This is a genomic window from Bacillus sp. 7_6_55CFAA_CT2 (genome assembly GCF_000238655.1).
Taxonomy (GTDB): Bacteria; Bacillota; Bacilli; order Bacillales; family Bacillaceae_G; genus Bacillus_A; species Bacillus_A cereus.
Genome location: NZ_JH414717.1, coordinates 1 through 10,408 on the forward strand (window position 1 = coordinate 1; position 10,408 = coordinate 10,408).

Below are 10,408 nucleotides of genomic sequence, written 5' to 3' on the forward strand. Positions count from 1 at the left end.
GGATCAGGAGCAACAAATAATGATGTAAAGGCAAGTCCTACAACAGCGCAACGTGATGTAAACGTTCAAGATAGATTAAGAAGTTCAGGCGGATCAGGAGCAACAAATAATGATGTAAAGGCAAGTCCTACAACAGCGCAACGTGATGTGAATGTCCAGGACAATGTAAAAGGAAATGGAATGGTAAATAGTAATACAAGAGCGAACTCAACAACAGTTCAGCGTGATGTGAATGTCCAGGACAATGTAAAAGGAAATGGAACAGTAAATAGTAATGCAAGAGCGAACTCAACAACAGTCCAACGTGATGTGAATGTCCAGGACAATGTAAAAGGAAATGGAACAGTAAATAGTAATGCAAGAGCGAACTCAACAACAGTTCAGCGTGATGTGAATGTCCAGGACAATGTAAAAGGAAATGGAACAGTAAATAGTGATGTAAGAGCGAATTCGACAACAGTCCAGCGTGATGTAAAAGTCCAGGACAATGTAAAAGGAAATGGAACAGTAAATAGTGATGTAAGAGCAAACTCAACAACAGTCCAGCGTGATGTAAAAGTCCAGGACAATGTAAAAGGAAATGGAACAGTAAATAGTGATGTAAGGGCGAACTCAACAACAGTCCAACGTGATGTAAATGTCCAAGATAATGTGAAAAGTAGTGGGACGGTAAATAGTGATGTAAGGGCAAACTCAACAACGGTTCAACGTGATGTAAATGTTCAAGATAACGTGAAGGAAAGAAGGGGTTCAGGATTAAGGCAGAGAGGAAGCACTAGAAACCGTACAAGTAGATTGGATCAAAAATAAGATTGGAGGGATTATTAGTGAGAGTAATTGATGTTGCAGGTAAAAGAAAACTACATTTTGAAATGAAACAACGAGAATTGAAATGTAGTATCTTAATAACTTTGGCTGGTTTTGTAATTGCTACTAATATATTAGCCTTTCAAATTAGTTTTGAATTAAGTCAGCTATATCATTACATTGTTGCTTTTTTTCTTCTAATATATTTTTCTTTTAATCTGTATTCAAATAATTAATACAAGGTTGTTCGTAAATACAAGGAAAGCTAAAGGGATAATAAAATGAGCAATTGGTTATTTGCTATCTGCATGTTAGGAGTTGCGATTGTGTTAAGTATAATCGCAACTTTTTTTAAACAGATCTTTAGAGTGCTAAGGCGAAAACAGAAGAAAGAAACGAAGTTGATTACAGTAATGAGTGCTGAATATATCGATAAAGATTTTCTAGGCAAACCTTTTGAGGAGGAGAGTAACAAATGAAATTAAACATTTGGAAGGTAGATAATATTGAAAGAGTTCCTAATAGAAATATTAAATAATCAATTTGTAATGCAAATTATCTTTACAACAACACTTTCATTTGTAGTATATATGATATGTTTTATTGCCTATAATGGAGGGCTTTGGAGAGATATGCAATTAGATCCTCAAGAGCATATCTTCCTTGAGTGTGATCCTTTACTGCGGATTATAGTAAAACCTGTCTTATTAGGTTGGCTTATATATGACAAGCCCTTTATTAAGCAATGGTTTTTATGGTCTTTAGATCATACTTTAGTGAAATGGATTATTGGAATTTTATTTGTATTAATTGTAGGGGTATGGATTTTACAAATAGCAATGTGGGTATATTGCTTTGTAAGAGAAACTATTTACGCAATTATACGTTGGAAAAGAAAACAAAGGATAGCATTTACAACACAGGAAGAAGAAATATTTGATTTTTGTGTAGACAAATTTCCGAGTTATACAGAAAAATATTTGGCTAATGAATTAACTCATTCTGTAGAAGCAAAGGAGATAATTTACAAGTCACTTTTATGCTTGCACATTTTGAATCCTAAAGGTGTGCGTGATTATTTTGGTTTGTGTGTTTATGAATATGATATTGAATATTATCCTGAGGAACATCCAGTAAAACAATATTATGCTAAGTTTGAAAAGTATCCACTTTTTATAAAGGAATGTATGGAAAACGATATTAAAATGTTTAAAACTATGAACCTATTTATTAAAAGTACGATAAGAGAGTATAAGTCTTGTAGCAAGGAGGGAAAAAATTAGAATTTATAACGTAATAAAGGGAGTGAACAGTAATGGATATGATGCGTAATCCAAAGAATACAAAGCAAGAAATTAAAATAGCTTTTTTCTACATCATTGATGCAGGAATAATTGGATTAATGTTGATTTTAGCAAGTTATATGCCGAATCTTTTTCCAGTCGGTGGATTTGGAAGAATCATGTTTTATGTGTTATTTGGTACATTTGGACTGTTCTTATGTATAAAACCTCATAACAGTCCTACAAACAGAAATATAATGGTAATTTTAGATATGTTGAAGATGGATAATAGAAATTATCATCCAATTGAAGTAAACACAATTAGTAGTAAAACGAAAAAGAAATAAAAACGAAAGGGAGTGCTTATATAGAGCACTCCCTTTTTATATCTCATGAAAGGAAAGATGAATATGAAAGTTGCAGTAGCTGAACCCCAAAAAACAAGTCGAAAGAAGCGAAAGGATTCAGAACAAAGTAATGAAAATCAGGGTTTTATTTCAACAATTTTCACTTCTTTTAAAAATACAGATGCATCAATAGTTGATGTAGCCCCTTATAAGCGACTTGAGAGAAAAACAGGAATTTTAGTAGATCGTAGAGACAATTTGCAGGTGTACTTGAAGGTGAAAACAACCGATTTACTTTCAATGAATGAGGGAGATTTAAAGCGTTTTATGAACCAATTAACAACCTTATGTAGAGTTTATCATGAGCCATTTAAGGTTTTATCTTTGACATATTCTACTGAAACAACAGAACAACAAGTTTATTGGAAGCGGATGGCGGTACGATTTCAAGGGAGGATGAACAGAGAGGGGGTGACAAAAGAAGTAGAACGAGTATGGTATCAACGGTATTCTTTGGCAGTTGAAAATTTAAATCGAGTACTTTGGGTAGAAAAGAATTTAAAAGAATTAGCTTTCTTCATTGTTGTATATGGAAAAAATGAAAAAGAGTTAGTAAAGAACGTAAAAGATATGAAGCGTTATGGTGGTCGTCAATTTGATTTGCAAAATATGAAAGCAAAAGAAGTCGAGAAGTTAATATTCAAGCTGCAAAATATGAATTCGGAAATGTAGGAGGATTGATACTAATGGTGAAACTAGGGAAAAAAGAACAACAAAAATATCGTAGTGAGGGTTATGATTTAGAATTTATTCAGAGGGTGCAGCCACAAGGGGGCATTAAATTTAATGAAAGATATATAGCTCAAGGAGATTGCTATGTAGCATGTTTAAATGTGTATTCTCTGGCGGAAGATATTCCTCCATTATGGCTAACAACACTCATGAATAATAAGGACACGTTATCAAGTTTTGATGTAGCAACTGCTAATAAAGAAGAAGTTGTTAAGGATATTAACCGTTCTATCAGTGAATTAAAAGATCGTATGACATCAGAACGTCGTTCTACCGATCGTGACGATGCGAATTGGGAGCTAGAGAATTTAAAATTATTTGCACGGTCTATAACGCAACAAGGTGAAATTGTTAAGCTTGTAAAAATAAGAATCTATATCTATGATCCAGTTTTAGAACAACTAGAAAAACGAATTGGTGATTTGAAAAAAGAGATTGCAGGACAAAACTATAAAGCGCAGGTATATGTTTTTAAGCAAAAAGAAGAATGGCAAACATTGTTTTCAAGTTATGATCAACAAATTGAATACCTCGGAACAAAGGGTGGTAATCCGCTGCCTTCAGAAAACATTGGTTATGGTATACCATTCCATCATCAAGATTTAAAAGATCCAAGAGGGATTTATTTAGGGCAAACAAGTACAGGAGGAGCGTTTATTTTAGATCCATTTTTCTCTACAGGGACTAGAACATCATTTAGTGGTTTCGTGTTTGGGAAGATGGGTGCAGGTAAATCTACATTACTAAAACAGTTGTTAGAGGGCTTACTTGGAAAGGATTGTTTTATTCGTGGTTTTGATAAAGCACGAGATTATTACACAATTGTTCAACAACAAGGTGGTAAAATAATTGATTTAAGTGGAGCGCAAGGGGAAGCTGGTGTGGAAACAGGGATGATAAATCCCTTAGAAGTATTTGCGACAAAAATTACTAATACAGGTGCAGTTGATGAAAGGGGTTCATTCTTACAGCACTTATCAAAACTTACAAATATGCTCCGATTTTTAAATGTTGATGTAGCTGAAACGATTATACAAGAGTTTCGTAAGCATCTTTTAGAGTTCTATATTAAATGTAAATTGATCCCTGAGCCTGGAACTAATGAACCACTTAAAGTAACAGGTTTACCACCAACTAGGTATCCAATTATGGAAGAATTTCTTGATCACTTGAATAAGGTTGAATTAGAAAAAGGGGCAACTCCGCAACGATATAGAGATTTAGAAACTCTTAAAATGCAAGTATATGATATGGTTCATGTGTATGGTGATATGTTTAATGGACATACAACCCTTGAAAATTTTGAAGATGAACAAATTGTATTCTTTGATATAGATGGTATATCAAAACTAGACAGACCGATTTTTAATTGTCAGTTATTCACCGCATTAACTTTAATTTGGAGTCATGCATTAAAAAATGGACGTAGAATGAAATATCTACGTGAAGAAAAGAATTTGCCAATTGAAGACATTATATATTTTATGGTGATTTTAGATGAGTGCCATAACGTTATAAATTCTCGAAATAAATTTGCTAATAATTATGTTTTGGAATTTGAAAGGGAAATGCGTAAGTTCGTTGCAGGAATATTCTTTGCAACACAATCACCACAAGAAATGTTACCACCACCAGGAAGCAATGTGGATGTTTCAGACATGAAAGCGATCTTTGAATTAACTCAATATAAGATATTTTTAAATATGGATAACTCTGTACTAGAAACTTTAAAAAGTGTTTTAGGTGAGAGTTTAACAGAATCAGAATTTCGAATTTTACCTGAATTAAAACGAGGGGAAGCAATTGTACAGGTTAGTTCAACTGAGACATATAATGTGATGTTTGATCCTGATGAGAAACAATTAGAACGTTTTAAAGGTGGTCAGTAATATGGCGGCTACACAAGAAACGTTAGTGGAAAAATATAAAAAAGTTAAGAGGTTAAAATGGCTGTTGGGTTTGTTTAGTGGATCTACAGGAATAGCTATTTTTGCGGCAGTAATGGTGATTTTTATTATAGGAATGGCGATTTTAGGAGGGGGGACAAGCTCAACAGGTACTTCTAGTGGTGGTCTAAGTGGTAATGCATCAGTGCAGAATTTACCGCCAGAGGTAATGCGCTGGAAAGAGATGGTTGAGAAAGAATGTGCAGCTCAAGGAGTACCTGAGTTAGTTCCCTATGTATTAGCAATTATTATGGTGGAGAGTAATGGTATTTCAGAAAAACTACCTGATATTATGCAGTCAAGTGAATCACAAGGTTGGAAAATGAACACCATTTCTAACCCGAAGGATTCTATTTATTATGGTGTTATGCATTTAAAGGGAGCATTTGATGATGCAAAAATGTTAGGGATTAATGATTTATTAGCCATTGTACAAACATATAACTTTGGACGTAATTATGTACATTGGTTAGCATTAAATAATAAAACGCACTCCTTAGAAACAGCTGATTATTATTCTTTAACAGTTGTTGCTCCTGCAGGTGGAAATAAAAACGGAACAAGAATTGGATATAGTCAAGCTGTAGCAGTTGCTTACAATGGTGGTTATCGTTATATAAATGGCGGTAACTTTTATTATGCAGAAATGGTTAAGCAATATTTAACTTTTGATAATGGGACTGCACCAGTAAATGGATCAGAGACCTTTAAGAAAATAATGGATGAAGCTTTGAAATATAACGGAAACCCGTATGTTTGGGGCGGTAAAACTCCTGCGCAGGGATTTGATTGTAGCGGATTAACGTCTTGGGCATTTAGGGCAGCAGGAGTTAATTTGAATGGTTCAGCATCAGAACAATATTATGCAACTGTAGAAGTTGATCCGAAAGATGCACAACCTGGTGATTTAGTTTTCTTTAAAGGGACATACGGTGGGCCGGATCATGTAAGTCATGTAGGGATATATGTTGATGCAAACACAATGTATGATTCTGAAAATGCAGGGATAGGTTATCACCAATTTACATCACCAGGGTGGCAAAAGTACTATGCAGGAATTAGAAGAGTAGTTCCAAAATAAAAACGAAATGGGTGCAAAATAAATGAATATGACTTCAAAAATTATAACAGGGTTACTAAGTGTTTCCCTTGTCTTTAATGGTGTTCTTATGTATACCACAATGAAAGAATTCGATAAAAAGGATAAAAAATATCAGGTTGATATTGCCAAAAAGGATAAAACAATTGGTGAATTGAAAACAAAAATGGAACAAATTAGCCTGAAAAATGATACAAATCCTACTGATTCAAATAAAGAAAATACAAATCCTTTAATAGACTTACAAAATCAATATAAAGAGGTGTCTAAACAATTTATTCATGCATATTTAAATTACTCCGTAAAAAATAAGAACGAAAGAAGAGACAACTTATTAAAAATGACAGATAAAAAAGTAGTAGATATGGTAGCTCCTGAGACAGAAGATTTAGGAGATCCAAACTTTAAATCTACCATTAATCAAAGTGCTCTATTTATTGATTCAAATGGAGATATTTCAAAAAAATGTAGTGTTTTAATTGATGTGGATTACACAATTGAAGGTCTAGAAAACAGACAAACCAAGATTAAAAGCTTAATACGAATTACGTTAGAGAAGCAAGGGAATGAAATTAAAGTAGTGGATTATAGTCCATACCGATTAAGTAGATAAGTTTCAAAATTATAAATGAAAGATCCCCTGTAAGAGAGTAGGCATAATACAGGGGATTTACTTTGTTCTATTAAAGTAAAATCTAATAGTCTAAAAGAAAGGGGTATATGTCATGCTTTTGAGTGAATTGAAACCGAATCATGATTATTCGAAAGAAGGAAAATATATAGTTATTAAGTTATGGAAGAGGAAAAATGATTATCAAGAAATAGCAATTGATTGGTTTGATTATAATCCTGGTAATAAATTTGATTGGCTAATTGTTCGTGAATATGGCATCAATCATAGAGGGAAAAAGAAATATACAAACTATAAATTAGAAAATATTCATGAGGAAGTAAGAGTACAAGTGAAAGTATTTAGAAAGAAAGGAGCAGCGGTATGCGTTTAAAATTTGGAGCGAAAAATGAAGGAAGAAAACCCGCAAATGCGAAAAGAAGAGCGTATATGTTAACCCTGGGAAGTTTTGTAGCAATGTTTTTTGTACTGTGTATTTCGCCTGCCTTCAGCGGAGCAACATATAAGTTTGAGGAAATGAAAGCTGGAGAATATCAAAGTCTATCATCGATGGTGAAGATCTCAGTTGTAAAAAAAGAATACAATCCTACAAATAAAACGTTGCGGATTGATTATGAATTAAAGTCAGATAATGACTCTCAAATTCTTAGTAACATGAAATACAAAGTAGAGAATAAATACATTAAACAAAAAGAAAATGATGTGAAAACAAAAATTTATCGTGCTAGTGATAACTATATTGTTGTAATTAGTAAAAATATACCTGAAGAATTCGGTGTGGTTTCATCTACTGTTAAACCTGAATACATTCATCCTGAATTACAATCTGATGCAGATGATATAAAAGATAGAAGTTTAAAAACTTATATTTTAGAGAAAGAAAAACTAATTAATAATGATCTAAAGGAAGAATCGCAGGACTTTTACGAAAAAGAATACCTTGCATTCTCACAAAAATCTATAAGGAAAGAAATTAAAGAAATGCAACAAAAAATTGATGATAAAGTGTCTGCTATAAAACAATTAAAAATAAAAAATGACAAATTAACAAAAGAAATGGAGTACCAAACTGAAGCAGAAAAACTTAAAACGAAAAATACAATGAACTCAAATGAGTCAGTAATGAAAAACCATCAAAAGGTACTAGATGATCTAAAAGAAGAAATTAAAATGAAAGAAAAGAAAATTGAGTTATTGAATGAAAAGAAAAAAACAATATAAAAAAGTGCATTTTAAACGGACACAAAACGTACTACAGAGGTCTCAAAGAGACCTACAAATAGATGTTAAAAGGACTCAAAACGCCCCACAAGGGCAGTTTTGACATCCCAGTTAGAGAGCTTTAGAAACCCAATAGGCACAGCCTATTTCACCACTTTGTCCTCAAAGTGGGATGGGGTTTCCTTATGCTCTTTTTTTCTTCTTTGATTTAAATAGAGTTTATATCTGATTTGCAGAAGATATAAACGATCTACAGAATTGGTAATTACAAATTGTTAGGCAGGAAAGGGAAATGAAGTAGGTGAAAATATGGAAATTCATGTTCGGAATGCTGATCCGTATTATGTAAAGGAAATTGATAAAAGATGTAAGCAAATAAGTAAGAGACTTGGAAGACGTTACTATCGTTGGGAGTACATTAATGAGATTTTTAGAGAACATTTTGATGGAGAATATAAAAGAAATAAAGAAGATAAATTTGATGAAGCTGTTAACAATGTCTCTGTTTCTTTGGAAAGGCAAGAAGATAAGCTACAAGAATATATAGATGCTACAAATGAATTAATTAAGGTAATAGGGCAGAATGGATAGGAGTTGGTTGAGAAATGTCTAGGATTGCTTTTGAGGAAACGTTTCGTTTTCGTGGGAATACAATCCACAAGAATATAGTTAAAGATTTTATGAAGCAGTATCCTGAGTATTCAACTGAAGCGGATGCCTTACGGCATGGGATTGTGCTGCTGGATGAAAAAATGAGAAAAGGGAAAGGAGTAGATGATCTATCAGTTTTAAAAGAAGATAATAAAAAAATAGTGCAATCAATGAAAGCAATGCAAACACAAAATGATGTGTTAATTAAATTGAATATAGAACTGCTTTCACGATTAGGAAGTGATTTAAGTATAGAAGATATGCAGCAGAAAGTGAAAAATGAAATTGCATCATCCGTTACAAGAAAAGCGGAAGCAAAGTTCTCACGAACTTCAAAACGTGATCCGATGGAATCAAGAAAGTTAGGAGCTACAGTAAAAGAAGAGTTTGAAAAAAAGTTGCCTATGGTTACGGATAAAGAAGAAATATTACTGATAAACGACAAGCCTTACAAAAAGATTTATAGATTTGGAAAGTTTATTAATGAAGAAATAGAGTGGGAACAAATACCTGAACATAGACTTAAAGAATTGGAATGATAAAAAGGGGTAACAAATTATGGGGAAGTCACCAGGTATTATTTTAACGTCACAATATACAATTCCTAAACAACAAAGTTTCACAACTTACATTGATTATTGTACGAGAAAGAAGGCGCTATTAAAGGATGGACACACTTTAACAAGTACAGAGTTACAGGAGTTAAATCGCCTTGAAAATGCAATTGATTCTTTTGATATGAAAATTGGAGGTACATATTCAAGCAAGGATAGAAAAGAAGTTTCTAAAAAAGAAGCAGAAGCACAAGTGCTATTAACTTCTCCGGATAGCTTTAATACAACAAGTGATTTTGAAAAGTATGTTAGTTATATGGGAAGAAAGTATGCACTAGAAAGTAAAAAGAAAATAAACAAAACAGAAAAAGAAGAAATGGATCTACTAAATAAACATATTGAGGATTTATCCCCTAATCGAAACGAGAATAATCGGGGATTAGAAAAAGAAGTGAAAGAAATTTTACCAGGTGTTTTTTCAAAAAATAAAAATGTAATTACACAAAATGATTTAACAGAAATAAAAGAGCTAGTTGGAAAGGCACAAAATAAAGGAAGTGTCTACTACCAGGATGTTATCTCTTTTGATACAGATTTTTTAATTAAGCAAAAATTGTATGATCCCAAAACAGATACTTTAGATGAAAATCGTATTCGAAATGCGAGTCAGAAAATGATGGAGCAGCTATTTAAAGATGAACAAATTGAAGAAAGTAATGGATTTTGGTTTGCATCGATTCATCGGAATACAGAGCATATTCATATTCATTTTGGTACTGTGGAAAAAGAGAATCGAAGGAAGTTAGTAACAAAAGATGTGGACGGGAAAACGTATTATGAGCCGAAAGGCAAAAGAAACAAAGTACGTTAGATCACATGAAAACTACCTTTGCAAATGCTCTAGTAGATCGCACAAGTGAATTAAGTCGAATCTCAAATTTAAGAAATGAGTTAGTACAAGAAATAAAAGAAGAGTTTCAACAGTCGAAAGAGAAGAAGCAAAATAGGGAGGTTGTTTTATTACAAGAGATATACGATGGATTGCCTAGTAATAAAAAAGACTGGACATATGGCAGT

General features: G+C 32.8%; 12 protein-coding genes and 2 pseudogenes. All 14 read left to right on the forward strand.

The features are described from left to right. Positions 1 to 810 (forward strand): annotated as a pseudogene (locus tag HMPREF1014_RS27560) (pLS20_p028 family conjugation system transmembrane protein); the annotation flags it as partial. A gap of 17 nt (positions 811 to 827) precedes the next feature. After that, a complete protein-coding gene (locus tag HMPREF1014_RS27565) occupies positions 828 to 1,043 on the forward strand; it encodes a hypothetical protein (protein ID WP_001263810.1) in 216 nt (71 codons plus the stop codon). A 45-nt stretch (positions 1,044 to 1,088) separates the two neighbouring features. Next, a complete protein-coding gene (locus HMPREF1014_RS27570; RefSeq protein WP_000073506.1) occupies positions 1,089 to 1,286 on the forward strand; it encodes a hypothetical protein in 198 nt (65 codons plus the stop codon). Positions 1,287 to 1,313: 27 nt separating this feature from the next. Continuing rightward, complete coding sequence (locus HMPREF1014_RS27575) at positions 1,314 to 2,090, forward strand: hypothetical protein (protein WP_000657691.1); 777 nt, start codon at positions 1,314 to 1,316, stop codon at positions 2,088 to 2,090. A 32-nt stretch (positions 2,091 to 2,122) separates the two neighbouring features. Continuing rightward, positions 2,123 to 2,437, forward strand: coding sequence for a DUF5592 family protein (locus HMPREF1014_RS27580; protein WP_000367411.1), 315 nt, complete (start codon positions 2,123 to 2,125; stop codon positions 2,435 to 2,437). A gap of 63 nt (positions 2,438 to 2,500) precedes the next feature. Continuing rightward, positions 2,501 to 3,169: a TraC-like domain-containing protein gene (locus HMPREF1014_RS27585; RefSeq protein ID WP_002081743.1), complete on the forward strand. Its 669-nt coding sequence runs from the start codon at positions 2,501 to 2,503 to the stop codon at positions 3,167 to 3,169. 14 nt (positions 3,170 to 3,183) lie between these two features. Continuing rightward, positions 3,184 to 5,118, forward strand: coding sequence for a VirB4 family type IV secretion system protein (locus tag HMPREF1014_RS27590; protein WP_000239774.1), 1,935 nt, complete (start codon positions 3,184 to 3,186; stop codon positions 5,116 to 5,118). A 1-nt stretch (position 5,119) separates the two neighbouring features. Further along, positions 5,120 to 6,256, forward strand: a complete 1,137-nt coding sequence (locus tag HMPREF1014_RS27595; RefSeq protein WP_000741679.1) for a bifunctional lytic transglycosylase/C40 family peptidase — start codon at positions 5,120 to 5,122, stop codon at positions 6,254 to 6,256. A gap of 22 nt (positions 6,257 to 6,278) precedes the next feature. Beyond that, complete coding sequence (locus HMPREF1014_RS27600; RefSeq protein ID WP_001057499.1) at positions 6,279 to 6,887, forward strand: hypothetical protein; 609 nt, start codon at positions 6,279 to 6,281, stop codon at positions 6,885 to 6,887. A gap of 112 nt (positions 6,888 to 6,999) precedes the next feature. Continuing rightward, positions 7,000 to 7,278 carry a DUF5513 family protein gene (locus HMPREF1014_RS27605; RefSeq protein ID WP_000926958.1) on the forward strand — a complete coding sequence of 93 codons (279 nt, stop codon included), beginning with the start codon at positions 7,000 to 7,002 and terminating at the stop codon, positions 7,276 to 7,278. Then, on the forward strand, positions 7,269 to 8,126 hold the full coding sequence (locus HMPREF1014_RS27610) for a hypothetical protein (protein WP_001237282.1): 858 nt from the start codon (positions 7,269 to 7,271) through the stop codon (positions 8,124 to 8,126). Before HMPREF1014_RS27605 ends, HMPREF1014_RS27610 begins: the two co-directional genes overlap by 10 nt. Before the next feature lie 309 nt (positions 8,127 to 8,435). Next, the gene (locus HMPREF1014_RS27615; RefSeq protein WP_000402460.1) at positions 8,436 to 8,717 is read left to right on the forward strand and encodes a hypothetical protein; all 282 of its coding nucleotides are present in this window, start codon (positions 8,436 to 8,438) and stop codon (positions 8,715 to 8,717) included. Between the two features lie 14 nt (positions 8,718 to 8,731). Next, entirely contained in the window at positions 8,732 to 9,316 is a 585-nt protein-coding gene (locus HMPREF1014_RS27620; RefSeq protein WP_000086468.1) for a hypothetical protein, read from the forward strand. Positions 9,317 to 9,335: 19 nt separating this feature from the next. Then, a pseudogene (mobP2, locus tag HMPREF1014_RS27625) lies at positions 9,336 to 10,408 on the forward strand (MobP2 family relaxase); the annotation flags it as partial.

Bases quoted from the DNA above. Each gene is read 5' to 3' on its own strand.
- HMPREF1014_RS27570 (WP_000073506.1), top strand. From the start codon at position 1,089: ATGAGCAATTGGTTATTTGCTATCTGCATGTTAGGAGTTGCGATTGTG.
- HMPREF1014_RS27580 (WP_000367411.1), top strand. From the start codon at position 2,123: ATGGATATGATGCGTAATCCAAAGAATACAAAGCAAGAAATTAAAATA.
- HMPREF1014_RS27585 (WP_002081743.1), top strand. From the start codon at position 2,501: ATGAAAGTTGCAGTAGCTGAACCCCAAAAAACAAGTCGAAAGAAGCGA.
- HMPREF1014_RS27590 (WP_000239774.1), top strand. From the start codon at position 3,184: ATGGTGAAACTAGGGAAAAAAGAACAACAAAAATATCGTAGTGAGGGT.
- HMPREF1014_RS27595 (WP_000741679.1), top strand. From the start codon at position 5,120: ATGGCGGCTACACAAGAAACGTTAGTGGAAAAATATAAAAAAGTTAAG.
- HMPREF1014_RS27600 (WP_001057499.1), top strand. From the start codon at position 6,279: ATGAATATGACTTCAAAAATTATAACAGGGTTACTAAGTGTTTCCCTT.
- HMPREF1014_RS27605 (WP_000926958.1), top strand. From the start codon at position 7,000: ATGCTTTTGAGTGAATTGAAACCGAATCATGATTATTCGAAAGAAGGA.
- HMPREF1014_RS27610 (WP_001237282.1), top strand. From the start codon at position 7,269: ATGCGTTTAAAATTTGGAGCGAAAAATGAAGGAAGAAAACCCGCAAAT.
- HMPREF1014_RS27615 (WP_000402460.1), top strand. From the start codon at position 8,436: ATGGAAATTCATGTTCGGAATGCTGATCCGTATTATGTAAAGGAAATT.
- HMPREF1014_RS27620 (WP_000086468.1), top strand. From the start codon at position 8,732: ATGTCTAGGATTGCTTTTGAGGAAACGTTTCGTTTTCGTGGGAATACA.